This is a genomic window from Pseudomonas sp. GW821-FHT01D09 (assembly GCF_059422465.1).
Genome location: NZ_JBWKWY010000015.1, coordinates 16,707 through 41,901, shown reverse-complemented (window position 1 = coordinate 41,901; position 25,195 = coordinate 16,707). Strand labels below are relative to the sequence as shown.

The following is a 25,195-nucleotide window of genomic DNA, read 5'->3' as shown; positions in this document are numbered from 1 at the left end:
CATCCCATGCGCCTGCTTCGTATCCTGAGCCTGTTGTGGGTAGTAGTCGCACCTTCGGCGTTTGCCGACAGCCTCTACCAGGTGGAAATGATCCTGATCCGCCAGAATGCGGAGCCGCCGGTCAACAGCCGGCCGGCCCCGGAAAACTGGGATGCCGGCCTACCCCGCCAGGGAGGCGAGAAAATCAGCCCGCCGCGCCTGAACAACATCGTCGACAAACTCCAGGCCAGCGGCGACTACACTGTGCTGCTGCACAAGGCCTGGGAACAGACCCTGGGCGAACAGCCGGTGAAGGTGAAAATCACCGACGGCCAGGAACAGTTCGGCCAGTACCCGATCCAGGGCGCCCTGGAGCTGAAACTGGGGCGCTTCACCAGCATTGATGCGAGCTTCTGGCTCAACCAGTTCGACAACAACGGTAGCGTGATTGCCAGCGAACACCTGAGCCAGCCGGACGTGCGCACCAAGAACAACCAGCTCAACTACCTGGACGGCGGCCACCTGGCCTTGCTGATCAAGATCACCTCCCTCACCGCCAAGCCACCGAGCGCACCGCCGCCCGGCCTGGCAGACTGATCCAGCGCCATGTCCCTGCCGTCGCCGCTGACCAAGCCCCTGGCCCCTTCCTGGGCCAACCGCTTCAAGGAACAAAGCCTGGAGCGCGGCCGGCGCTACGCCCTGGAAAACCGCGTGCGGATTGTCGAGTCCGGCGACAGCACCATTATCGCCAGCTGCGAAGGCTCGGGCGGCAATGTGTATCGCCAGACCATCTCCCTGCGCGAATCGGCCAAGGGCGCCCTGATCCTGGTGGACAGCCGTTGCTCCTGCCCGGTGCACACCAATTGCAAACATATCGCGGCGGTGCTGCTGCAAGTCCAGGAAACCCTGGCCTACCCGGCAGCGGCCAAGGATGCCGAGCTGCTGGAAAAGCTGCAGGCCGTGCTGGATAACCGCGTGGTCCTGCCGCAAGTGGTGCTCGAGGATGTGCAGCCCATTCCCCGGCTGTGGCTGGCCAGCATCGAGTTCAGCGCCTTTGAGCCGCGCAACGGCAAGATGCAGCGCTATATCCAGCACCGGGCGGCGCTGTCGTTCAACTACCTGGGCAACTACGTCAGCGGCCAGAAAAACGCCGATATCATGGTGCGCCAGGAGACCCAGAGCCTGCGGATCAAGCGTCACCCCGAGGTCGAGCAAGGGTTTCGCGAGCAACTGCGCCTGCTGGGCTTCAAGATCGCCACCCGCCAGAGCAAGGCCTTGCCGGAAAGCGCCGGCGAGCTATTTGAGATGGTCAATGACAGCGCCTGGCTGAACTTCACCCTCAATGCCTCACCGACCTTGCGTGCCGAGGGCTGGGAGTTGCAGATCGATGAAGATTTCGGCTTCGACCTGAGCCCGGTCGATGACTGGTACGCCAGCGTCGATGAAGTGCCGGAGCGCGATTGGTTCGACCTGGAGCTGGGGATTATCGTCAATGGCGAACGCCTGAGCCTGCTGCCGATCCTGTTGAACCTGATGCGCTCCCACACCGAAATCCTCAACCCGGAAAAGCTCGCGCGCCGCCGCGACGACGAACTGATCCTGGTGAACATCCCCGGCCTGCCCAATGGCGGCCACGGCCCGCTGCAAGTCGCCCTGCCCTATGGCCGGCTCAAACCGGTGCTGGCGACCCTCGGCGAGTTCTACCTGCAAGAGCCCGGCACCACCGTCTTGCGCCTGGCCAAGGCCGACGCCATTCGCCTCAACCCGCTGGAAGACCTGCCCCTGCAATGGGAAGGTGGCGAGCAGATCCGCAGCTTTGCCCAGCGCCTGCGCGACATCAAGGACTTCACCTGCACCGCCCCCGAAGGCCTGAACGCCACGTTGCGCCCCTACCAGCTCGAAGGCCTGAGCTGGATGCAGTCCCTGCGCCAACTGGAAGTGGGCGGGATTCTCGCGGACGACATGGGCCTGGGCAAAACCCTGCAGACCCTGGCGCATATTCTCAGCGAAAAAATCGCCGGGCGCCTGGACCGGCCATGCATGGTGGTGATGCCCACCAGCCTGATCCCCAACTGGCTCGACGAAGCCGCGCACTTCACCCCGCAGCTCAAGGTGCTGGCGCTGTACGGTGCCGGGCGCAAGAAACACTTCGCCCAGTTGCACGATTACGACCTGCTGCTGACCACCTACGCCCTGCTGCCCAAAGACATCGAGCAACTGGCCGCGCAGCCCTTGCATGTTTTGATTCTCGACGAAGCCCAATACATCAAGAACCCCACCAGCAAGGCCGCCCAGGCCGCCCGCGAGCTGAATGCACGCCAGCGCCTGTGCCTGAGCGGCACGCCCCTGGAAAACCACCTGGGCGAGCTGTGGTCGCTGTTCCACTTCCTGCTGCCGGGCTGGCTGGGCGATGTAAAAAGCTTCAACCGTGATTACCGCGTGCCCATCGAAAAACGCGGCAGCGACGTGCGATTGCAACACCTCAACGGTCGGATCAAGCCGTTTCTGCTGCGCCGCACCAAGGAGCAGGTGGCCACTGAGTTACCGCCCAAGACGGAGATCATCCACTGGGTGGAGCTCAACGAAGCCCAGCGCGACGTGTACGAAACCATGCGCCTGGCCATGGACAAAAAGGTGCGCGACGAGATCACCCGCAAGGGCGTGGCCCGTAGCCAGATCATCATTCTGGAAGCGCTGCTCAAGCTGCGCCAGGTCTGCTGCGACCTGCGCCTGGTCAACGATGCCACCCCGCCCGCCCGTGGCAGTAGCTCCGGCAAGCTCGACAGCCTGATGGAGATGCTCGACGAACTGTTTGCCGAAGGACGCAGGATTTTGCTGTTCTCGCAGTTCACTTCGATGCTCAGCCTGATTGAAATCGAGCTGAAAAAACGCGGGGTCGCCTATGCCTTGCTGACCGGTCAGACCCGCGATCGGCGCGCGCCGGTCAGGGACTTCCAGAGCGGCAAGCTGCAAATCTTCCTGATCAGCCTCAAGGCCGGTGGCGTGGGGCTTAACCTGACCGAAGCCGACACCGTGATCCACTACGACCCCTGGTGGAACCCGGCCACGGAAAACCAGGCCACCGACCGTGCGTACCGCATTGGCCAGGAGAAGCCGGTGTTTGTGTACAAGATGATTGCCCGCGGCACCGTAGAAGAGAAAATCCAGGCCTTGCAGCAGGAAAAATCAGACCTGGCGGCGGGCGTACTGGAGGGTCGTACCACGGGCGACTGGAAGCTGGGCAACGAGGAGATCGAGGCGCTGTTTGCGCCACTGCCCAATAAGCAAGAGAAGCGTTGACCGTTAGGTCACTATCGCAGGCAAGCTCCCACATTTTGCTCTGTGAATACATTCAAAATGTGGGAGCTTGCCTGCGCTAGACGCGCCTCAGTCTTATTCGATCAACTGAGCATCCCGAAGCGCACCGAGCGCCGCCAACCAACGCGGGTCCTGCTTATAGTCAGTCGACGCCATCGCCTGCCCACGCATCCGGGCAATGCGGGCCGACGGCGTGACCTTCATGCGCTGGGCAGCACTCAGGGCCAGCTCGGCGGCCCCGCGGTCATTGCACACCAGGCCCATGTCGCAGCCAGCACTTAAAGCAGCCTCGATCCGGCTCGCCGCGTCCCCCACCACATGGGCACCGGCCATGGACAGGTCATCACTGAAAATCACCCCGTCGAACTGCAGTTCGCCGCGCAGGATGTCCTGCAGCCAACGGCGCGAGAAGCCGGCCGGCTGGTTATCCACCTGCGGGTAAATGACATGGGCCGGCATGACGGCGGCCAAGTGCTTGCTCAGGCGCGCGAACGGCACCAGGTCATGAGCACGAATCTGTTCCAGGCTGCGCTCATCATTGGGAATGGCGACGTGGGAATCTGCCTCGGCCCAACCATGCCCCGGGAAGTGTTTGCCGGTGGCGGCCATGCCGGCGCTGTTCATGCCCCGGATAAAGGCGCCGGCCAGCAGCGCGGCGCGCTCGGGATCGCCCTCGAACGAGCGTGTGCCCACCACTGCGCTGCGCTGGTAGTCGAGGTCCAGCACCGGGGCGAAGCTCAGGTCCAGGCCAACCGCCAGCACTTCCGTGGCCATGACCCAGCCGCACTGCTCGGCCAGGTATTCGGCATTGGCATTGTCCGCCAGCGCCCGCATGGCCGGCAGGCGGACAAACCCCTGGCGCAGGCGCTGGACCCGACCGCCTTCCTGGTCAACGGCCAGCAACAGGTCCGGGCGCACCGCACGAATGGCGGCGCTCAATTCCCGCACCTGGCGCGGATGCTCGATATTGCGCGCAAAAATGATCAGGCCACCCACTTCAGGCTGGCGCAACAAGTGGCGATCTTCAGCCGTCAGCCAGGTGCCGGCGACGTCCACCATCAAAGAGCCTTGCAGGGCAGCAGTCATAAATTTTCCTTGAATGACGCGCGCGCGCCACCACCTCGCCTGGTCGAGCCGGGCAAGGCGGTGGGGTGCGGGTAACGAGTTGAAATCGGCATGGGCGGCTAGCTTAGCGGATGCAAGCAGTTGCGCCCAGACGCCAGCGGTTAAACCTTGGCGGCCACGGGGACGGACTTGCTGCGCGGGCGCAGTTGGGCGGCCGCCATGGCCGCGTCGGTAACCCCGCTTTCCGCGCGCATGCCGGCCGCCAGGAACGGCACCATCAGGCGCATCACCTGCTCAATGGAGGTGTTGACGCCGAAATCGGTTTCGGCAATGGCGCGCAAGGCCTTGATCCCGGACATGCTGAACGCCGCGGCACCGAGCATGAAGTGCACGCGCCAGAACAATTCGATGGGGGGAATACGCGGGGCGGCTTCGTTGACCAGCAACATGTAGCGACGGAATACCTTGCCGTACATGTCTTCGAGGTAACGGCGCAAGTGGCCCTGGCTCTGGCTGAAGGCCAGGCCCAAGAGGCGCATGAAAATCGACAGGTCGTTGCCGCTGCGCGGCTGTACCACCAGGGCTTGCTCAACGAGGATTTCCAGCAGGTCTTCCAGGCTCGGCTTGTTGTCGGGCTTGGCCTGGCGTCGCTCCAGCTCACGGTCGAGGCTAACGCAGAACGGCCCCAGAAAGCGTGAGAACACCGCCTGGATCAGGGCTTTTTTCGAGCCGAAATGATAGTTCACTGCCGCCAGGTTGACCCCGGCCTTGCTGGTGATCAGCCGCAATGAAGTTTCAGCAAATCCTTTTTCCGCGAACAACTGCTCGGCAGCATCGAGAATGCGTTCAACGGTTTCCGACTGGGCCATGGCTACTCCGCCTGACAAACACTTGTTTGAAACATACGTTTCACCTTGTGCAATGTCAAGCCTGCAGGTCCGTTTTCCGGCCGGGCAGTCACCCGATTCGCACCTATTTAATCACATCTTCAACAACCTGTAGGCAGCGCTGTCTCCAGGCTTTGCAAGGGCCGACAGATGACCGTCCGGCGGAGTCGGCAAAAACGATGATTGCCAAGCGCAGTTCACTGTATATAATCCCAGTCACTGTATAAAAAGACAGAGCGATCAACATGCTAAAACTGACGCCACGCCAAGCTGAGATTCTCGCTTTTATCAAGCGCTGCCTCGACGACAACGGCTATCCGCCGACCCGGGCAGAAATCGCCCTGGAGCTGGGGTTCAAATCCCCCAATGCTGCCGAAGAACACCTGAAGGCCCTTGCTCGCAAGGGCGCGATCGAAATGACCCCGGGTGCATCCCGTGGCATTCGTATTCCCGGCTTTGAAGCCAAGGCCGACGAATCGACGCTGCCGATCATTGGCCGGGTCGCTGCCGGTGCGCCGATTCTGGCACAACAGCACGTCGAGGAATCCTGCAATATCAACCCGACCTTCTTCCACCCTCGCGCCGACTACCTGTTGCGGGTCCATGGCATGAGCATGAAGGACGTGGGCATCTTCGACGGTGACCTGCTGGCCGTGCACACCACCCGCGAAGCGCGCAACGGCCAGATCGTCGTGGCCCGCATTGGCGACGAAGTGACGGTCAAGCGCTTCAAGCGCGAAGGCAGCAAAGTCTGGCTGCTGGCAGAAAACCCCGAGTTTTCGCCGATTGAAGTCAACCTGAAGGATCAGGACCTGGTGATCGAAGGCTTGAGTGTCGGCGTTATTCGCCGCTAACGGAGGCATCATGCAGTTCCCACACGCGCAACAACACACACAACTGCCGCTGTTTGAGGCCTTTTTGGCCCAGCCACTTGCCCCCCTCCTCAGCGAGGCGGTGGAGTCCCCATGGACCGCCCCCGCTGAACCTGAGGTATTCAGTGAATTGTCGTTGCGCGGCGCTGCCGGGAACTGCCTGAGCCTGCTGGCGCCGATCCTGCGCGAATTGAGCGAGGAGCAGGACGCCCGCTGGCTGACCCTAATCGCCCCACCCGCCAGCCTGACCCAGGCCTGGTTGCGCGATGCGGGCCTGAACCGCGAGCGTATCCTGCTGTTGCAACCACGCGGCACCCAGAGCGCTCAGCAACTGACCTGCGAGGCATTGCGCCTGGGGCGTAGCCACACCGTCGTCAGTTGGCTGAACCCGCTGGGTGCTTCGGCCAAGCAGCAGTTGATCAGCGCAGCGCGCACGGGCGATGCACAAAGCTTGAATATTCGATTGGGATAAGTCCGAGACTGGCGCGCAACGCGTTATCGGGAGCACTGCAGGTCGTCCGATTGCAGCCTGACGTCAGGTCAGTGCCTGCGATGGACACAAGGCTTCTACAGAACCAAGAAGCCGATTGAGTATTTGAATCTTAAAACGACAAACGGGCTCAGTGAAGAACCCGTGGACCGTCGTCTTTCTCTGGTTCGCCTTCAGCCAGACGCCCCGCCATCTGCACACCTACGCTCAACATGGCTTTTGCCACTTCCACGTGCTGGCCTTGCAGGAACGCTTTGGCGTCTTCGGAAAAGTCCAAAGTCACCAGAGAACCCTCGTCCTCAGCCCTGCGCAGCTCGATTCGGCCGTCGGGCAATTCAACAATTTCCAGAAAGGACGTTGGCATAAAAATCTGTTCTCCACGAAAGGCCGGCATTATATCAGTCATCAACGCGGCCTCGCTCAGGATCTGAACAGCTTTCTTTACGGCTTGATGAATGGTCTGTAGGCGTTGGCTTGCCAGCGATAGCGCTCTGGCAGTCAACTTGGCATTGCTTGATCAATTGTTATCGTCGGCAAGCCGGCACCTACATTGTCCTGCCGATCAGCACTCGTTCAAGCCATCCCGAAAGCGGATCGCCAGCTTCTTCAGCTCCTGGCGCCAGCTCTCCAACTCAGCCCGGCTCAGCGGCTCCGGCCCTTCTTCTTCCAGGCTAACCGCAACGATCAACGGCTGGGTCACATCGCCCTTGGGCTTGTGCGGCACACGCGGCGGCTGGAACAGCGCCGAATGGGCAGCCAACAAACGGGCCAGCCAACTGTCAGGGCTGCGGGCCATTTCCACCAGTTCGGCCAACTCGGGGATGGCCATAGACTCGAGCACCTCACGGGTCAGGATATCCTCGGCCCGAGGCGCATTCGCCTGGGGCAGGCGATAAAATCCGGCAATTTCATGGCACAACCCCAGCAAAGCCCCATATAGATGGAACAAGGCCGACTCTCGCCCCGCCTGGACCAGCGCAATAGCATTCATCTCCTTCCCTTCCTCGGCACGACCAAGGGCTTCCAGGGACAAACCCGCGAAGTAAATTTTCTGGTTGGTACGGGTATAGAGTTCGTTGGCCATGACGGCAGTCTCCACAACGACATAAACGTGATGCTGGCTGAACAGTGTCACGGATGAGACAAGCCCACTGCAAGCGCAAAACAAAAGGCCGCCTGTGAAGGCGGCCTTTATTTCAATGCAGGAGCGGGATCAAGCACCCTGGCGCTTGTCCTCCACCTTCCACTTGCCACCGTCGTAGAACGCCTTCCAGCCCGTAGGCTTGCCGTCCACCTCGGTCTGCACGTATTGCTCCTTGGTCTTGCGGCTGTAGCGGATCACGGCCGGACGACCGTCGGGATCCTTCTTCGGCGCTTCGCACAGGAAGTGGTACTTGGGATCGATCTCATCCTTGTGCGGCACGATTTCCAGCACCAGGGGCGCACGGGTCTCGCGGTTTTTCGGGAACTGGCTGGCGGCCAGGAACAGGCCCGAAGCGCCGTCACGCAGGATGTAGGTGTCGTTGACCTTCTCGCACTTGAGCTCGGGCATCTTCACCGGGTCCATCTTCGGCGGCGCCGCGTCACCACTTTTCAGCAGTTTGCGGGTGTTCTTGCAGGTTGGGTTGGTGCAACCGAAGAACTTGCCGAAACGGCCGGTCTTGAGTTGCATCTCGCTGCCGCACTTGTCGCACTCCAGGCTCGGACCTTCGTAGCCCTTGATGCGGTAGGTGCCCTCTTCGATCTCGTAGCCGTTGCAATCCGGGTTATTACCGCAGATGTGCAGCTTGTGCTTCTCGTCCAGCAGGTAGGCATCCATCGCCGTGCTGCAGATCGGGCAACGGTGCTTGCCACGCAGCACCAGCGACTCGGATTCACCCTCGTCGTCGGCAGCAATTTCATCACCCGGTACCAGGTTGACCGTGGCCTTGCAGCGCTCTTTGGGCGGCAGGCTGTAGCCCGAGCAACCCAGGAACACCCCGGTAGACGCGGTGCGGATCTGCATCGGCCGCCCGCAGGTGGTGCACGGAATATCCGTCATCACCGGCTGGTTGGCGCGCATGCCGTTTTCCGGGCTCTCGGCGACTTCGAGTTTTTTCTTGAAGTCACCATAGAATTCGTCGAGTACGTTTTTCCAGTCGCGCTCGCCCTGGGCCACGTCATCGAGGTTCTCTTCCATGCCGGCGGTAAAGCCGTAGTCCATCAGGTTGGAGAAGCTCTCGGACAAACGTTCGGTAACGATATCGCCCATCTTTTCCGAATAGAAACGACGGTTATGCAGGGCCACGTAGCCACGGTCCTGAATGGTGGAGATGATCGCCGCGTAGGTCGAAGGACGACCGATCCCGCGCTTTTCCATCTCCTTGACCAGGCTGGCTTCCGAATAACGGGCCGGCGGTTTGGTGAAGTGCTGGCTCGGATCAAGCTTGATCAGCTTCATCACATCGCCCTGGGCCATATCCGGCAGCACGTCGTCATCGCCCGGCTTGGCGATTTGCGGCATTACGCGGGTGTAGCCGTCGAACTTGAGGATACGGCCCTTGGCACGCAGCTCGAAGTCCCCAGCTCCCACCGTGACGGTGGTGGACAGGTATTGCGCCGGCAGCATCTGGCAAGCCAGGAACTGGCGCCAGATCAGCTCGTAGAGGCGCTCAGCGTCACGTTCCATGCCCGTGAGCTTGCTTGGCTCGGTATTGGCATCGGAGGGGCGGATCGCTTCGTGAGCCTCTTGTGCGCCTTCCTTGCTGCTGTAGACGTTTGGCTTCTCCGGCAGGTACTTCTTGCCGAACTCGCTTTCAATATAGGTACGCGCCATCGCCACCGCGTCCACCGACAGGTTGGTGGAGTCGGTACGCATATACGTGATGTAGCCCGCTTCGTACAGACGCTGGGCCATCATCATCGTCTTCTTCACGCCAAAGCCCAGGCGGTTGCTCGCGGCCTGTTGCAGGGTGGACGTGATGAACGGCGCCGACGGCTTGCTGCTGGTGGGCTTGTCTTCGCGCTTGACGATGCTGTAGCTGGAAGCCTTGAGCTTGTCCAGCGCAGCCATGGCCTGGGCTTCGTTGAGCGGCTTGAAGGCCTCGCCTTTCTCGCGGGCCACGTCAAAGCGCACGGTAGCGCCCTTGGCGGTACCGAGGTCGGCATGCACTTCCCAGTATTCTTCCGGGATGAACGCCCGGATTTCCCGTTCGCGCTCCACCACCAGCTTGACCGCTACCGACTGTACACGGCCGGCGGACAGGCCACGGGCAATCTTCGCCCACAGCAGTGGCGAGACCATGTAGCCGACGACGCGGTCGAGAAAGCGCCGCGCTTGCTGGGCATTGACGCGGTCAATGTCCAGTTCGCCCGGCTTGGAGAAGGCTTCCTGGATCGCCTTCTTGGTGATCTCGTTGAACACCACGCGTTTATAGCGGCTGTCGTCCCCACCGATGGCTTCGCGCAGGTGCCAGGCAATGGCTTCCCCTTCGCGGTCCAAGTCCGTCGCCAGATAAATGGTGTCGGCATCCTTGGCGAGCCGGCGCAGCTCCTCGATCACCTTTTCCTTGCCCGGAAGGATTTCGTACTTGGCCTTCCAGCCATGATCCGGGTCCACACCCATGCGCGAGACCAGCTGCTTGCGCGCCTTCTCTTTAGGCGAGAGCACCGGACCTTCGCCCGCAGCCGCCTTGCCGCGCTTGGCAGCAGGCTCCTTGCTGGCGCTAGCCGAACCGCTGGTGGGCAGGTCTCGGATATGGCCGATACTCGACTTCACCACGTACTCGTTGCCCAAGTACTTGTTGATGGTCTTGGCCTTAGCCGGGGATTCCACAATGACCAGCGATTTGCCCATGGATCGGAAAATTCCTGAATTCGAGAAGAGAAAGGCGGTTGGCGCCTGACGCGGCAACGCTATATATAGTGGCAACACAGTGAGGTCAAGCGCGGCATTGCGCGCAACCTGCCGTTATTGCCCTGAAAAAAGACTGGGTTCGACCTGCACCAAAGCAAAGCGCGGGACCTGCTTGCCGTCAACTTCAACGGTCTCCAGGAACATGCTCAAGGGGCGTACCCAAAAGCCGTAATCGCCATACAACGCTTGGTAGAACACCACTTCTTCTTCGGTCTCGGAGTGCCGCGCCACATTAAAAACGCGGTACTCGGGACCTTTATAATGCCGGTAGAGCCCTGGTTCGACTTGCATGCTCTGGCCCTCTTACAAAATTTGTTAAAAAAAAATTAAAAATTCCAAAAAACAAAAACCGGGGCACTGGGCCCCGGCTTCCGTCAACCCAACGCTTAGACGCGTTCGAAGACGGTGGAAATGCCTTGGCCGAGACCAATGCACATGGTTGCAACCCCAAGGTTGCCGCCATTTTGCTTCATCACGTTAAGCAAAGTGCCGGAAATACGTGCACCGGAGCAACCGAATGGGTGGCCCAAGGCGATCGCACCGCCGTGCAGGTTAACCTTCTCGTTCATCTTGTCGAGCACTTTCAAATCTTTCAGCACGGGCAGGGCCTGTGCGGCGAAAGCTTCGTTGAGCTCGAAGAAGTCGATATCCGAGATGCTCAGACCTGCGCGCTTCAAGGCTTTTTGTGTGGCCGGTACTGGACCATAGCCCATGATCGCCGGGTCCACACCCGCCACGGCCATGGAACGGATCACTGCCAGAGGCTGGATCCCCAGGTCCTGGGCACGCTGGGCCGACATCACGATCATGCACGAAGCACCATCGGTGATCTGCGACGACGTACCGGCTGTCACGGTGCCGCCCTTTGGATTGAACGCCGGCTTCAAGGCCGCCAGGCTTTCCAGGGTGGTGTCTGGACGAATGGTTTCGTCGTAGTCGAACAGTTTCAGGAAACCATTCTCGTCGTAGCCGTTCATCGGGATGATTTCATCCTTGAACTTGCCTTCCACGGTGGCCTTGTGGGCCAGTTGGTGGGAACGCACGCCGAATGCATCCTGGGCTTCACGGGTGATGCCGTGCATCTTGCCGAGCATTTCCGCAGTCAGGCCCATCATGCCCGAGGCTTTTGCCGCGTACAGCGACATGTGCGGGTTGGGGTCGACGCCGTGCATCATGCTGACGTGGCCCATGTGCTCCACGCCGCCGACCACAAACACATCACCGTTGCCGGTCATGATCGCCTGGGCGGCTGTGTGCAGCGCGCTCATCGACGAGCCACACAGGCGGCTGACGGTCTGGCCAGCCGCAGTGTGCGGGATCTGCGTCATCAAGGAGGCCATGCGCGCGATGTTCCAGCCCTGCTCCAGGGTCTGGTTGACGCAGCCCCAGATCACGTCCTCGACTTCGTTCGGGTCGACCTTGACGTTGCGTTCCAGCAGCTTGCTGATCAGGTGCGCCGACATGTCTTCGGCACGGGTGTTGCGGTGCATGCCGCCCTTGGAGCGGCCCATCGGAGTACGACCGAAGTCGACAATCACGACGTCTCTTGGATTCAAGCTCATAAATATTCTCGCTCTAGTCGTTTGGGCGCTTAACCGAAGAAGCTCTGGCCGTTCTTGGCCATCTCGCGCAGCTTCGCGGTCGGGTGGTACAGCGGGCCCAGATCAGCGTACTGATCAGCCAGGGCAACGAACTCGGCCACACCGATCGAGTCGATGTAACGCAGCGCACCGCCACGGAATGGAGGGAAACCAATGCCGTACACCAGGCCCATATCGGCCTCGGCGGCGGTTTCGACGATGCCGTCTTCCAGGCAGCGCACGGTTTCCAGGCACAGGGCGATCATCATCCAGTTGATGATGTCCTCGTCGGACACTTCACGCTGCTCGTAGACGATGGGGGCCAGCACTTCGTGAACCGATGGGTCGGCAACTTTCTTCTGCTTGCCCTTCTTGTCGGTCTCGTAGGCGTAGAAGCCCTTGCCATTCTTCTGGCCCAGGCGCTTGGCTTCGTAGAGTGCATCGATGGCCGAGCGACGGTCGTCTTTCATGCGGTCCGGGAAGCCTTCAGCCATAACGTCGCGACCGTGGTGGCCGGTATCGATACCGACCACGTCCATCAGGTACGCCGGGCCCATGGGCCAGCCGAATTTTTCCATGACCTTGTCGATCCGCACAAAGTCCACGCCAGCGCTGACCAGCTTGGCGAAACCGCCGAAGTACGGGAACAGCACGCGGTTGACCAAAAAGCCCGGGCAGTCGTTGACCACGATCGGGTTCTTGCCCATTTTCTTGGCGTAGGCAACGGTGGTGGCAACGGCCAGCTCGCTGGACTTCTCGCCACGGATCACTTCCACCAGCGGCATCATGTGCACCGGATTGAAGAAGTGCATGCCGACGAAATTTTCCGGGCGCTTGAGGGCCTTGGCCAGCAAGGTGATGGAAATGGTCGAGGTGTTGGACGCCAGGATCGTGTCTTCTTTGACCTGGGCCTCAACTTCAGCCAGTACCGCCTGCTTGACCTTCGGGTTCTCGACAACGGCTTCGACCACCAGGTCGACGTGGCCGAAATCACCGTAGGACAGCGTAGGACGAATGCCGTTAAGCACTTCAGCCATTTTCGCAGCGGTCATGCGGCCTTTATCAACGCGGCCTACCAGCAGCTTGGCGGCTTCGGCCAGGCCTTGTTCGATCCCGTGCTCATTGATGTCTTTCATCAGGATCGGCGTGCCTTTGGACGCCGACTGATAGGCAATACCGCCGCCCATGATCCCGGCGCCGAGGACGGCAGCCTGTTTCACATCTTTGGCGATGGCGTCGTAGGCCTTGGCCTTTTTCTTCAGTTCCTGATCGTTCAGGAACAGGCCGATCAGGCTCTGTGCAGCCGAGGTCTTGGCCAGTTTGACGAAGCCGGCGGCTTCGATCTCCAGGGCCTTGTCGCGACCGAAGTTCGCGGCTTTCTGGATGGTCTTGATCGCTTCGACCGGGGCCGGGTAGTTAGGACCCGCTTGACCGGCGACAAAACCCTTGGCGGTTTCAAACGACATCATTTGTTCGATGGCGTTGAGCTTGAGTTTTTCCAGCTTCGGCTGACGCTTGGCCTTGTAGTCAAATTCGCCGCTGATGGCGCCCTTGATCAGGTTCAGTGCCGCTTCTGCGAGTTTTTCCGGGGCAACCACAGCATCCACGGCGCCCACTTTCAGCGCGTCTTCAGCACGGTTTTCCTTGCCAGCGGCAATCCACTCGATGGCGTTATCGGCACCGATGATGCGCGGCAGGCGCACAGTACCGCCGAAGCCCGGGTAGATGCCCAGCTTGACTTCCGGCAGGCCGATTTTCGCGCTGGAGGCCATGACGCGGAAGTCCGCGGCCAGGCACATTTCCAGACCGCCGCCCAGCGCGATGCCATTGATCGCGGCAACGGTCGGTACGTTGAGGTCTTCGAAATCGCTGAAAATCTTGTTGGCTTCGAGGTTGCCAGCCACAAGCTCGGCATCGGGCAGCTTGAAGTTGTCGACGAATTCGGTGATGTCGGCGCCGACGATAAACACGTCCTTGCCACTGGAGACGATCACACCCTTGATCGATGCATCAGCCTTGATGGTGTCTACGGCCTGACGCAGTTCGTTCAGGGTTAGACGGTTGAACTTGTTGACGGACTCACCCTTGAGGTCGAATTTCAATTCGACGATGCCACTTTCAAGAGCCTTAACCGTGATGGCTTTACCTTCGTAAATCATCAACTGATCTCCACGATATGGAAGCTGAACAGTACACATCGGACGCTGGCCCCTGGTCGGGCATTGATCATGTCGTCAATGCTCACGCCAACGCGCCAGGCACACCCGCCAATGCGATAGTCGGGATTATGTATGAGATGCCTTACAGACAAACACTCAATTCATACGCCCGTTTGATTTGGGTACGCCACCTTCAGCCAATTCCTGGCAATTGTCAATCGCCCGAAAGAGCCGCCAAAACGCGACTTTTCAGTCATTTCAGAACCGCCAAGGCGAATCAATGCGCAGGTATTCACAGAATCAATAATCGAAAAAGCCTGGAAAGTGCCTGTACAGCGGCAGATATCCGGCTAGGCTAGCGGCACGTTTGAACGCCTGGGCGAATGCACGGCGCGATGGATTGCACAATTTACCGGCCTGCCTGGCCAACTCCAGCCCGATGATGATGTCGGGCTTTTTATTGCGGCGAGGTATCAGGCCAGGGCCTTGAGCAAGGTATTGATGGCCTGTAAGTCACTGAATTCGCCCTTCTCGCCCCAATACAAGGCAATCATTTGCCCGTCGGCTTCGATTTTGTAGACGTTATCGGGCAGCGTTGCAAAATGCGGCAACAACTTCTCGTCAACGCAGATTTCCTGCCATTGATTGACCCACACACCCGGCTCCAGTTGCCAGTAAACCCACAGTGCGGGTTTGCTGCCGCGCCGTGGCCGACAGTACTGCGCACAAGGGCTGGGCGGCTCCTGCTTGAGCCAGTGCGGCCATTCCTGGGGCGACAGCTGCATGGCCAGGCCGATGCGTCGCGCTTCCATGCGCAGGGCCATGCGCCCGCTCTGGTGGCGCGAGGGGCGCAGCCAGGCCAGGGGGCTCAAGACCACGAGAAGGATTGACACCACTATCCAGACCGTCATATGTGTACTCCCGAATTTCTAGATGAGCGGATTTGACCTGACTCAACCCCATCCGCTTGAAAGCAGCCATACTGAACTTATTGCAGTCCCCTGGAGGAACGCCTCATGACTTACGAACATATTCTGGTCGCCGTGGACCTGACCGAAGAGTGCGATCCGGTGATCAAGCGCGCCATGGCCGTTGCCGGCGATAGCGCCAAGCTATCCCTGGTGCATATCGTCGAACCCATGGCCATGGCCTTTGGCGGCGACGTACCGATGGACCTTTCGCAACTGCAACAGCAGCAGTTCGACCAGGCCAAGGAGCGCCTGGGGCGGCTGACCGATAAGTATCCCGCGTTGAAAGCAGAGCAAAACCACCTCAAATATGGCCAGCCGCGCCAGGAAATCCACGAACTGGCCAAGGAGCAACAGTGCGACCTGATCGTGGTGGGCAGCCATGGCCGTCACGGCCTGGCGTTGCTGCTGGGCTCCACTGCCAACGATGTACTGCACGGCGCACCGTGCGACGTACTGGCAGTGAAGCTGGTAAAAAGCTCGTAAGAACACTGCAAATCAAATGTAGGAGCTGGCTTGCCTGCGATAGCAGTCTGTCAGTTGATACATCTGGTGGCTGGCATACCGCTATCGCAGGCAAGCCAGCTCCTACCTATTGAAGTGCATTTCATATAAAAAAACCGGTGCTCGTAAGAGCGCCGGTTTTTTATTGCCGCGAAATCATTCAGGCATCCAGCTCGGCCCAACGCTCAACCAATACTTCCAGCTCCTGGTTCAGCTTCTCCAGAGACTCGATGACCTTGGCCGTTTCCGCCGCAGGACGCAGGTAGAAACCCGCGTCAGCCATTTCGGCCTCCACGGCAGCGATCTGCTGCTCCTTGGCGTCGATATCACCCGGCAAGGCTTCCAGCTCACGCTGCAACTTGTAGCTGAGCTTTTTCTTGGCCGCCGGCGCAGCGTCCTGAACAGGTTCGGCAGCGGCAGGTGCAACCACCGCAGAGTTCAAGTCGGCCTTGCCAGACTTGCTCTCGGTCACGCCCAGCAGGCGCGGCGAGCCGCCCTGGCGCAGCCAGTCCTGGTAACCACCGACGTATTCGCGCACTTTGCCCTCGCCTTCAAAGACCAGGGTGCTGGTGACCACGTTGTCGAGGAATGCCCGGTCGTGGCTGACCATCAGCACGGTGCCGTTGAAGGTCAGCAGGACCTCTTCCAGCAGTTCGAGGGTTTCCACGTCGAGGTCGTTGGTCGGTTCGTCGAGCACCAGCAGGTTGGCCGGTTTGCTGAACAGCTTGGCCAGCAGCAGGCGCGCACGCTCACCGCCAGACAGGGCCTTGACCGGCGTGCGGGCACGTTGCGGGCTGAACAGGAAGTCGCCCAGGTAGCTCAGCACGTGGCGGCTCTGGCCGTCGATATCGATAAAGTCGCGGCCTTCGGCGACGTTGTCGATCACGGTCTTTTCCAGGTCCAACTGGTGGCGCAACTGGTCGAAGTAGGCCACGTCGATACGCGTGCCCTCTTCCACGGTGCCGCTGGTCGGTTGCAGGCCGCTGAGCATCAGCTTGAGCAAGGTGGTCTTGCCGGTGCCGTTGGCGCCCAGCAGGCCGATGCGGTCGCCGCGCTGCAGGACCATGGAGAAGTCCTTGATCAGGAACGGGCCGTCCGGGTGATGGAAGCTGACGTTCTCCAGGACCATAACCTGCTTGCCCGACTTGTCGGCGGTATCGAGCTGGATATTGGCCTTGCCGGTGCGCTCGCGACGTTCGCTGCGCTCCACACGCAAGGCTTTCAGGGCGCGTACGCGGCCTTCGTTACGGGTGCGGCGGGCCTTGATGCCCTGGCGGATCCAGACTTCTTCCTGGGCCAGTTTCTTGTCGAACAGCGCGTTGGCGGTTTCTTCAGCGGCCAGGCTGGCTTCCTTGTGCACCAGGAAGCTGGCGTAGTCGCCATTCCAGTCGATCAGGCCGCCGCGATCCAGTTCGAGGATGCGCGTGGCGAGGTTCTGCAGGAAAGAACGGTCGTGCGTGATAAACAGCACGGCGCCCTGGAAGTCCTTGAGGGCTTCTTCCAGCCAGGCAATCGCGCCGATATCCAGGTGGTTGGTCGGTTCGTCGAGCAGCAGCAGGTCCGGTTCGGATACCAGAGCCTGGGCCAGCAGCACGCGGCGACGCCAGCCACCGGACAATTGGGCCAGGGTCTTGTCGGCCGGCAGTTGCAGGCGGCTCAGGGTACTGTCGACCAGTTGCTGCAAGCGCCAGCCATCACGGGCTTCGAGGTCTTGCTGGACGTGCATCAGTTTGTCCAGGTCTTCCTCGGTGACGCAGTTCTGCGCCAGGTGATGGTATTGGGCAAGCAGTTCGCCCACGCCATCGAGGCCTTCGGCAACCACGTCGAACACGGTCCGTTCGTCGGCCACCGGCAATTCTTGCGGCAATTCGCCGATCTTCAGGCCCGGGGCGCGCCACACGGAGCCGTCATCGGGCTTCTGGTCGCCTTTTACCAGCTTCATCATGCTGGACTTGCCGGTGCCGTTGCGGCCGATGATGCACACCCGCTCACCACGGGCGATCTGCCAGGACACCTTGTCCAACAACGGCATAGCGCCGAAAGCAAGGGACACATCGCTGAATTTGAGCAGGGTCATACGCTTCTCCAAAAACTGGGCGCGCATTCTACCTGAGTTGGGGGGTGAAGCGGCCGGCATTTTCATGCCCGACACGTTCTGTAGGACATTTCTTGAGAACTTCAGCGAAGCGCCCTGCAAAGCTTTCACCGGCTGTAGGCAAAAGGCTAAGCTAGGAGCAATCAGTGTCGGCGGCGCCGGCACTAGTCCTGATTTCTTTGCACGGACGTCTCATGCGCAGTCGCCTTTTCAGCTTTTTATCTTGCCTGCTTCTTTCCTCCACCGCCGTCCAGACCGCCCAGGCAGTGGACCTGACCACCCAACGCCAATATTACGACCAGGCCAAGCGCGCCCTGGCCAAGGGTGACACCGGCCCCTATATGCAATACCGCCAGGCCCTGGCCGATTACCCGCTGACGCCGTACCTGGCCTACGACGAACTGACCGCCCGCCTGAAGACCGCGAGCAACCAGGAAATCGAACAGTTCCTGGCCAAGCATGGCGACCTGCCCCAGGCCAACTGGATGAAACTGCGCTGGTTGCGCTGGCTGGCCGAGCGTGGCGATTGGCAGACCTTTGAAAAGTACTACGACGCCAAGCTCAACTTCACCGAACTGGACTGCCTCCACGGCCAGTACCAACTGAGCCACAACCTCAAGGCCGAAGGCTACAAGACCGCCGAAGCCCTGTGGATGACCGGCAAATCCCAGCCGGCCGCCTGTGATGCCACCTTTGGCCAGTGGGCCGCCGCCGGGCAATTGACCGAACAGAAAATCTGGGACCGCGCCAAGCTGGCCGCCGAAGCCCGTAACTACCCGCTGGCCAACAGCCTGGTGAAAACCTTGCCGACCCTGGGCGCCCAGGGCCGCCTGATGGTGGACGTGGCGCAAAAGCCCACCCTGCTCAGTGACCCATCGCGCTTCCTGCCGGCCACCGAAGCCATGGCCGACGCCGTCGGCCTGGGCCTGCGCCGCCTGGCGCGCCAGGACCCGGAACAGGCCATGGCCCTGCTGGATGGGTATGCCAGCAGCATGCACTTCTCGCGCGGCGAAAAAGTGTCCATCGCCCGGGAAATCGGCCTGACCCTGGCACGCCGCTACGACCCCCGCGCCCTGGACGTGATGAGCAAATACGACCCGGAACTGCGTGACAACACCGTCTCCGAATGGCGCCTGCGCCTGTTGCTGCGCCTGGCCCGCTGGGAAGATGCCTACCAGTTGACCCGCAAGCTGCCCCAGGACCTGGCCACCACCAATCGCTGGCGCTACTGGCAGGCCCGCGCCCTGGAGCTGGCCGAGCCGAAGAACCCGCAAGCGCTGGTGCTGTACAAGGGCCTGGCACGGGAACGGGACTTCTATGGCTTCCTCGCGGCGGATCGCTCCCAGGCCCCGTATCAGTTGAATAACCAGCCCCTGGTAATGAGCCACGCCCTGGTCAACAAGGTGCGCAACACCCCGGGTGTGCGCCGCGCCCTGGAGTTTTATGCCCGTGGCCAGATCGTCGACGGCCGCCGTGAGTGGTATCACGTCAGCCGCCACTTCAACCGTGACGAAATGGTCGCCCAGGCCAAGCTCGCCTACGACATGAAGTGGTACTTCCCGGCGATCCGCACCATCAGCCAGGCCAAGTACTGGGACGACCTGGACATCCGCTTCCCCATGGCCCACCGCGATACGCTGGTGCGTGAAGCCAAGGTCCGTGGCCTGCATTCGAGCTGGGTGTTTGCTATCACCCGCCAGGAAAGCGCCTTTATGGATGACGCCCGTTCCGGCGTCGGTGCCAGCGGCCTGATGCAACTGATGCCCGCCACCGCCAAGGAAACCGCGCGTAAGTTCAGCATCCCGCTGGCGTCACCGCAGCAGGTGCTGGACCCGGACAAGAACATCCAGCTCGGCGCCGCCTACCTGAGCCAGGTGCACAGCCAGTTCAACGGCAACCGCGTGCTCGCCTCCGCCGCCTACAACGCCGGACCCGGCCGCGTACGCCAATGGCTGCGCGGCGCCGATCACCTGAGTTTCGACGTGTGGGTGGAAAGCATCCCGTTCGACGAAACCCGCCAGTATGTGCAGAACGTGCTGTCTTATTCGGTGATCTACGGGCAGAAGCTCAACTCGCCACAGCCGTTGGTGGATTGGCACGAGCGTTATTTTGATGATCAGTAAAAACAGCCGAAAGCTGCACACTTGAAGCTGCAAGTGCCCGCGTTGTGAGACGCGGGCATTTTTTTAGAGTTCGTCGTGGCCATCGTTGAATTGCAGGGCCGCCAGCCGCGCATACAGCGGGTTGCTGGCGATCAACTGCTGGTGGGTGCCCACTGCGACCAACTTCCCCTGATCCATCACCGCAATCCGGTCGGCGTTTTTTACCGTGGCCAAGCGGTGGGCAATCACCAGGGTGGTACGCCCCTGCATCAATTGCGGCAAGGCCTGCTGGATCAGGTGCTCGCTCTGGGCGTCCAGGGCGCTGGTGGCCTCGTCCAGCAACAGGATGGGCGCGTCCACCAGCAAGGCCCGGGCAATGGCCAGGCGTTGGCGCTGGCCGCCGGAAAGGCCCAGGCCGCCATCGCCCAGATGGGTCTGGTAACCGTCAGGCATTTGCAGGATGAAATCGTGGGCGTGGGCAATGCGCGCCGCGGCTTCGACCTGGGCAAAGGTGGCCTGCGGGTTACCGTAGCGGATGTTGTCTTCGACGCTGCCAAAAAACAGCGCCGGGCTTTGGGACACCAAGGCAAAACAGCGGCGCAGGTCCAGCGGGTCGAGACGGGTAAGCGGCTGGCCTTCGAGCAGCACCTGCCCCTGTTGCGGGTCGTAGAACCGTAGCAGCAAATCGAACAAGGTGGATTTGCCCGCCCCGGATGGCCCGACCAGGGCCAGGGTTTCGCCGGCCTTGACGCTCAGGTTCAGGCCTTCGATGGCATAACGGTCGGGACGCGATGGGTAGGAGAAATACAGGTCTTGCAGCTCCAGGCGGCCACTGACCCGCTGCGCCAACGTAATCGCGCCCGTGACCGGCGCCTGGATGTCATTGCTCGACTGCAACAGTTCGGCGATCCGCTCCGCCGCCCCGGCAGCCCGTTGCAACTCGCCGATCACCTCGCTCAAGGTGCCAAAGGCGCTGCCGACGATCAGGCTGTAGAACACAAAGGCCGCCAGCTCGCCGCCGGAGATGCGCCCGGCGATCACGTCCATGCCGCCCACCCACAGCATCACGCCGACGGCCCCCAGCACCAGCACAATCACCAGGGTGATCAGCCAGGCGCGCTGGACGATGCGTTTGCGCGCCGTGGCGAACGCCTCCTCCACCGTCACCGCGAAGCGCTGCTCATCCTGCACCTGATGGTTGTAGGCCTGCACGGTCTTGATCTGGCCCAGGGTCTCGGACACATAGCTGCCGACGTCGGCAATCCGGTCCTGGCTCTGGCGCGACAGGCTGCGCACGCGGCGGCCGAAGACCAGGATCGGCGCCAGCACCAGCGGCAATGCCACCACCACAATACTGGTGAGCTTGGGGTTGGTGATAAACAGCAACACAATCCCGCCGATCACCATCAGCGCATTGCGCAGGAACAGCGACAGGGATGAGCCGATCACCGATTGCAGCAAGGTGGTGTCGGCGGTCAAGCGTGACTGGATTTCCGAGCTGCGGTTGTGCTCGTAGAACCCCGGATGCAGGTAGATCAGGTGATTGAACACCTGCCGGCGAATGTCCGCCACCACCCGCTCGCCGATCCACGACACCAGGTAGAAGCGCGTAAAGGTGCCCACCGCCAGGCCCAACACGAGGATCATAAACAGGCCGATGGACTGGTTGAGCAGGTGCGGCGATTGGGTCATGAAGCCCTGGTCCACCAACAGGCGGATGCCCTGGCCCATGGACAAGGTAATGCCTGCGGTGACGATCAGTGCGAGCAAGGCGCCGACGGCCTGCCAGCGATACGGGGCGATAAAGCGCATGGCCAGGCGAATGGCGCGGCGTTGACGGGCTGACAGCATGGAGAGCATCACCTGAGGAAGACAAACCCAAGCCTACACCGCAATCGGATTGAACTTGGGTAAATCACAATGAGTCAGGTTAATTATGCCCCGCAAGACTAGGCCCTAGAGGCTATCGGTCTAAACTGCGGCTGGAAATCCGCAGCGATTTCTGCTGGAGTGGGCATTCAAGCCGCCGCCTGAGCCAGGCGTTGTCACAGCTCGGTCATACGGCGCAATTAGAGTCGCTACACACCCTGATGAGGAGACAGGCCATGTCCTTGCAAACCCGCAGCACTGACAAAGTTGAAGTAATCCGCCAGCCACAGCCGTTGCCTTGCTCGTATATCGATGCCCAGGGTCGCGAAGTGCAGATTACCGAAGAGATGATCCAGGGCGCCTGCGCCGAACTGGAACGCAAACTGGTCAAGCCTGCCCAGCAAGGCTGATATGCCCAAGCTCTTTCAGACCCGGCCCTGGTGGCCGGGTTTTTTATGCGCGCCTACCAGGGTGACGGGGTTGCGCCCAGGGCGTTGACGATGGCGTGCAAGGCTGTCGACTCGCCATGGATCCGCACCTGCAAGCCATCGATCTCCCGGCGCTCCGGGTAGTGCTTGCGCAACAGGTCGAATGCCTTGCGCTGTTCTTCCACCGTTCCTACCAGGCTACGGCGAAAGTCCGCATCGTCGCGGCGCGGGTCGTAGACGCTGCGGCACAGCATCGCCAGGGCCCAGGCCGGGTCGGTGCTGGCATTGAGGTTGACCCCGGCCAGCCATGGCTCGGGCAACAAGTCGCTCAACTGAATGTTCGCCGGCTGGCCAAGGTGCGCGCACAACGCCTGGTAGATCTGCGCCGTGCCGCGCTGCTTGCCGTCCAGGCTGTAGCCGGCGATATGCGGGGTCGCCAGCACGCACAACTCGGCCAACGCCACATCCACTTGCGGCTCGCCTTCCCAGACGTCCAGCACCGCCTGCAGGTCTTCGCGCGCCAGCAACACCTCACGCAGCGCCGCATTATCCACCACCGGACCACGGCTGGCGTTGATCAGCCAGGTGCCCGGCTTGAGCTGCTCAAGCCGCTGGCGATCGAGCAGGTGCCAGGTCGAGCCACTGCCGGATTTTTTCAGCGGGGTGTGTAGGCTGATCACATCACAGTGTTCGATGATCTGGTCCAGGCTGGCGTAATCACCGTCTTCGGCGGCCTGGCGTGGCGGATCGCAGACCAGCACCTTCCAGCCCAGGCCCTTGAGTACCTTGACCAGGCGCCCGCCCACTTCACCGGCACCGACGATGCCATAGGTACGCTGGGTCAGGTCTGCACCCTCGATTTCGGCCAGGGTCAGCAGGCTGCCCAGCACATAATCCACCACGCCACGGGCATTGCAGCCCGGCGCGCTGGACCATTGGATACCGGCCTTTTGAAAGTAGTCGAGGTCCAGGTGGTCGGTGCCGATGGTGCAGGTGCCGACAAACCGTACCGGCGTACCTTCCAGCAGCGCACGGTTGACATTGGTCACCGAGCGCACCAACAGCACATCGGCCTGTTCAAGGGCGGCGCGGTCGATGGCACGCCCCGGCACCCGGCGGACCTCGCCAAACCCTTCAAAGAACGCATCGAGCAGCGGGATATTTTCGTCGGCAACAATCAGCATGGCAGGCTCCTTTGGCGGACCCGCAGTGTACAGGCACCAGCCTGCGGTGCGTTTACAAATCCGCTACACAGGTATTTTCCTGACCCATCCGTCAACGCGTAGAATGCGCCGTCCTGCGCTCCTCCTTATCGGACATCTGTACGTGAACACTGCCACCCTGCCCCTTTCCCGCCCTGCCCGCGTTCGCCGGGAAGTCCACAGCCTGCTGGCGCTGGCCCTGCCGATCATGATCGGGCAACTGGCAACCACCGCCATGGGCTTTGTCGATGCGGTAATGGCCGGGCGCGTCAGTGCGCGGGACCTGGCGGCGGTGGCCCTGGGCAACTCCATCTGGATCCCGGTGTATCTGTTGATGACCGGCACCTTGTTGGCCACCACCCCCAAAGTCGCCCAACGCTTTGGCGCCGGTAGCCACACGCAGATCGGCCCGCTGGTGCGCCAGGCGTTGTGGCTGGCGCTGGTGGTGGGGTTTACCGCGTCATTGCTGCTGGTCAGTGCCGAACCGATCCTGCATGCAATGAATGTCGATCCCGAACTGATCGCGCCCTGCATGGGCTACCTGCACGGCATCGCGGCGGGCATGCCGGCGGTGGCGCTGTACTACGTGCTGCGCTGTTTCAGTGATGGCCTGGGCCGCACGCGCCCGAGCATGATCCTCGGCCTGGGCGGGCTGGCGTTGAATATCCCGCTGAACTACGTGTTCATCTATGGCCATTTCGGGGTGCCGGCCATGGGCGGCGTGGGTTGCGGCTGGGCCACCGGGATTGTGATGTGGGCGATGATGCTGGGCTTCGTCGGGTGGACGCGCTGGGCCCCGGCCTATCAGGCCAGCGAGCTGTTCAAGCGCTTTGACTGGCCGCAGTGGGCGGTGATCAAGCGCATCCTGGGCATTGGCCTGCCGATCGGCATCGCGATTTTTGCCGAATCGAGCATCTTTGCGGTGATCGCCCTGCTGATCGGCAGCCTGGGCGCAACCGTGGTCGCCGGGCACCAGATCGCCCTGAACTTCAGCTCCCTGGTGTTTATGATCCCCTACTCCCTGAGCATGGCCGTGACCGTGCGGGTCGGCCAGGCCCTGGGCCGTGGCGAACCCCGTGAAGCGCGCTTCGCCGCCGGCGTGGGGATGGGCACCGCACTGGTGTATGCCTGCCTGTCGTGCAGCCTGATGCTGCTGTTTCGCGAGCAGATCGCCACGATCTACACCGCCGACCCGCGAGTGGTGCAGGTGGCGGCGATGCTGATTGTGTTTGCGGCGCTGTTCCAGTTCTCCGATGCGATCCAGGTGACCGCCGCCGGTGCCCTGCGTGGCTACCAGGACACCCGGGTGACCATGGTCCTGACCCTGTTCGCCTATTGGGGCGTGGGCCTGCCGGTGGGTTACTTGCTGGGGCTCACCGACTGGCTGGGCCAGGCCAACGGCCCAAGCGGCTTGTGGCAGGGGCTGATCGTCGGCCTCAGCTGCGCGGCGGCGATGCTGGTGGTGCGCCTGGCATGCAGTGCGCGCAAGCGCATCCGCGCGGCGGGTTAAGCGAGCTTCTTGCGGATCCAGTACAGGTAAGTCCCCGCCTCTTCGCGCTGCTCCACCAGTTCATGATCGAGGAACACGCAGAACTTGGGGATATCGCGACGGGTCGAGGGATCGGTCGCGATAACCTTGAGCAGGCCACCGGGCGCCAGGTCGCGGATGTGCTGGTGCAGCATCATCACCGGCTCCGGGCAGTTGAGGCCGGTGGCGTCGAGGGTGCCGTCGACGGGTACATCCGAAAACTGACTCATACTTCACTCCGAAAACAGACCCGC

21 protein-coding genes are annotated in these 25,195 nt (G+C 61.4%); 8 read left to right on the top strand and 13 right to left on the bottom strand.

Features of this window, described 5'->3' with window-relative positions; genetic code table 11:
- Positions 1–6: 6 nt before the first annotated feature.
- Together AC07W7_RS15145 and AC07W7_RS15140 are read left to right on the top strand one after the other, a co-directional pair.
- Complete coding sequence (locus AC07W7_RS15145; protein WP_495039611.1) at positions 7–576, top strand: CsiV family protein; 570 nt, start codon at positions 7–9, stop codon at positions 574–576.
- Between the two features lie 9 nt (positions 577–585).
- Positions 586–3,279 carry an SNF2-related protein gene (locus AC07W7_RS15140; RefSeq protein ID WP_495039610.1) on the top strand — a complete coding sequence of 898 codons (2,694 nt, stop codon included), beginning with the start codon at positions 586–588 and terminating at the stop codon, positions 3,277–3,279.
- A 93-nt stretch (positions 3,280–3,372) separates the two neighbouring features.
- Here AC07W7_RS15140 and nagZ read toward each other — a convergent pair whose 3' ends face one another.
- Both nagZ and AC07W7_RS15130 read right to left on the bottom strand, forming a co-directional pair.
- A complete protein-coding gene (gene nagZ, locus AC07W7_RS15135; RefSeq protein ID WP_236309411.1) occupies positions 3,373–4,383 on the bottom strand; it encodes a beta-N-acetylhexosaminidase in 1,011 nt (336 codons plus the stop codon).
- A gap of 140 nt (positions 4,384–4,523) precedes the next feature.
- On the bottom strand, positions 4,524–5,231 hold the full coding sequence (locus AC07W7_RS15130; protein WP_076961271.1) for a TetR/AcrR family transcriptional regulator: 708 nt from the start codon (positions 5,229–5,231) through the stop codon (positions 4,524–4,526).
- Positions 5,232–5,494: 263 nt separating this feature from the next.
- Between AC07W7_RS15130 and lexA the strand changes: the two genes are divergently transcribed.
- Positions 5,495–6,103, top strand: coding sequence for a transcriptional repressor LexA (gene lexA / locus AC07W7_RS15125; RefSeq protein WP_029300096.1), 609 nt, complete (start codon positions 5,495–5,497; stop codon positions 6,101–6,103).
- A 10-nt stretch (positions 6,104–6,113) separates the two neighbouring features.
- The gene (sulA, locus tag AC07W7_RS15120; RefSeq protein ID WP_076961270.1) at positions 6,114–6,593 is read left to right on the top strand and encodes an SOS-induced cell division inhibitor SulA; all 480 of its coding nucleotides are present in this window, start codon (positions 6,114–6,116) and stop codon (positions 6,591–6,593) included.
- A gap of 148 nt (positions 6,594–6,741) precedes the next feature.
- Here sulA and AC07W7_RS15115 read toward each other — a convergent pair whose 3' ends face one another.
- The 7 genes from AC07W7_RS15115 to AC07W7_RS15085 all read right to left on the bottom strand — a co-directional run bounded on the left by AC07W7_RS15115 (position 6,742) and on the right by AC07W7_RS15085 (position 15,156).
- Positions 6,742–6,975 carry a hypothetical protein gene (locus AC07W7_RS15115; protein ID WP_026136850.1) on the bottom strand — a complete coding sequence of 78 codons (234 nt, stop codon included), beginning with the start codon at positions 6,973–6,975 and terminating at the stop codon, positions 6,742–6,744.
- Between the two features lie 198 nt (positions 6,976–7,173).
- Positions 7,174–7,695, bottom strand: a complete 522-nt coding sequence (locus AC07W7_RS15110) for a DUF6586 family protein (protein ID WP_076961269.1) — start codon at positions 7,693–7,695, stop codon at positions 7,174–7,176.
- Positions 7,696–7,824: 129 nt separating this feature from the next.
- Entirely contained in the window at positions 7,825–10,446 is a 2,622-nt protein-coding gene (topA, locus tag AC07W7_RS15105) for a type I DNA topoisomerase (RefSeq protein ID WP_495039609.1), read from the bottom strand.
- A 114-nt stretch (positions 10,447–10,560) separates the two neighbouring features.
- Positions 10,561–10,797 (bottom strand): DUF1653 domain-containing protein, encoded by a 237-nt coding sequence (locus AC07W7_RS15100; protein WP_076961267.1) that lies wholly within the window; start codon positions 10,795–10,797, stop codon positions 10,561–10,563.
- Positions 10,798–10,892: 95 nt separating this feature from the next.
- Positions 10,893–12,068, bottom strand: coding sequence for an acetyl-CoA C-acyltransferase FadA (gene fadA / locus AC07W7_RS15095; protein ID WP_003172567.1), 1,176 nt, complete (start codon positions 12,066–12,068; stop codon positions 10,893–10,895).
- A gap of 29 nt (positions 12,069–12,097) precedes the next feature.
- Positions 12,098–14,245 carry a fatty acid oxidation complex subunit alpha FadB gene (gene fadB / locus AC07W7_RS15090; protein ID WP_076961266.1) on the bottom strand — a complete coding sequence of 716 codons (2,148 nt, stop codon included), beginning with the start codon at positions 14,243–14,245 and terminating at the stop codon, positions 12,098–12,100.
- Positions 14,246–14,718: 473 nt separating this feature from the next.
- Positions 14,719–15,156: a hypothetical protein gene (locus tag AC07W7_RS15085; RefSeq protein WP_099170775.1), complete on the bottom strand. Its 438-nt coding sequence runs from the start codon at positions 15,154–15,156 to the stop codon at positions 14,719–14,721.
- 105 nt (positions 15,157–15,261) lie between these two features.
- On the opposite strand from AC07W7_RS15085, the gene AC07W7_RS15080 reads away from it, so the two are divergent.
- Positions 15,262–15,699, top strand: a complete 438-nt coding sequence (locus AC07W7_RS15080) for a universal stress protein (protein WP_076961264.1) — start codon at positions 15,262–15,264, stop codon at positions 15,697–15,699.
- Positions 15,700–15,877: 178 nt separating this feature from the next.
- Here the strand turns inward: AC07W7_RS15080 and AC07W7_RS15075 are convergent, their stop codons facing one another.
- Positions 15,878–17,794: an ATP-binding cassette domain-containing protein gene (locus tag AC07W7_RS15075; RefSeq protein ID WP_076961353.1), complete on the bottom strand. Its 1,917-nt coding sequence runs from the start codon at positions 17,792–17,794 to the stop codon at positions 15,878–15,880.
- A gap of 212 nt (positions 17,795–18,006) precedes the next feature.
- Here AC07W7_RS15075 and AC07W7_RS15070 point away from each other — a divergent pair, with 212 nt between their 5' ends.
- On the top strand, positions 18,007–19,935 hold the full coding sequence (locus AC07W7_RS15070) for a transglycosylase SLT domain-containing protein (RefSeq protein ID WP_076961263.1): 1,929 nt from the start codon (positions 18,007–18,009) through the stop codon (positions 19,933–19,935).
- Between the two features lie 63 nt (positions 19,936–19,998).
- On the opposite strand, the gene AC07W7_RS15065 is transcribed toward AC07W7_RS15070, so the two are convergent.
- Positions 19,999–21,774: an ABC transporter transmembrane domain-containing protein gene (locus AC07W7_RS15065; RefSeq protein WP_495039608.1), complete on the bottom strand. Its 1,776-nt coding sequence runs from the start codon at positions 21,772–21,774 to the stop codon at positions 19,999–20,001.
- Positions 21,775–22,019: 245 nt separating this feature from the next.
- Here AC07W7_RS15065 and AC07W7_RS15060 point away from each other — a divergent pair, with 245 nt between their 5' ends.
- Positions 22,020–22,193: a PA1571 family protein gene (locus AC07W7_RS15060; RefSeq protein WP_162843708.1), complete on the top strand. Its 174-nt coding sequence runs from the start codon at positions 22,020–22,022 to the stop codon at positions 22,191–22,193.
- A 53-nt stretch (positions 22,194–22,246) separates the two neighbouring features.
- Here AC07W7_RS15060 and pdxB read toward each other — a convergent pair whose 3' ends face one another.
- Entirely contained in the window at positions 22,247–23,395 is a 1,149-nt protein-coding gene (pdxB, locus tag AC07W7_RS15055) for a 4-phosphoerythronate dehydrogenase PdxB (protein ID WP_495039607.1), read from the bottom strand.
- Between the two features lie 142 nt (positions 23,396–23,537).
- Here pdxB and AC07W7_RS15050 point away from each other — a divergent pair, with 142 nt between their 5' ends.
- Positions 23,538–24,923, top strand: a complete 1,386-nt coding sequence (locus AC07W7_RS15050) for an MATE family efflux transporter (RefSeq protein ID WP_495039606.1) — start codon at positions 23,538–23,540, stop codon at positions 24,921–24,923.
- On the opposite strand, the gene tusA is transcribed toward AC07W7_RS15050, so the two are convergent.
- Complete coding sequence (tusA, locus tag AC07W7_RS15045; protein WP_076961259.1) at positions 24,920–25,171, bottom strand: sulfurtransferase TusA; 252 nt, start codon at positions 25,169–25,171, stop codon at positions 24,920–24,922. The genes AC07W7_RS15050 and tusA overlap by 4 nt on opposite strands.
- Positions 25,172–25,195 lie beyond the last annotated feature (24 nt).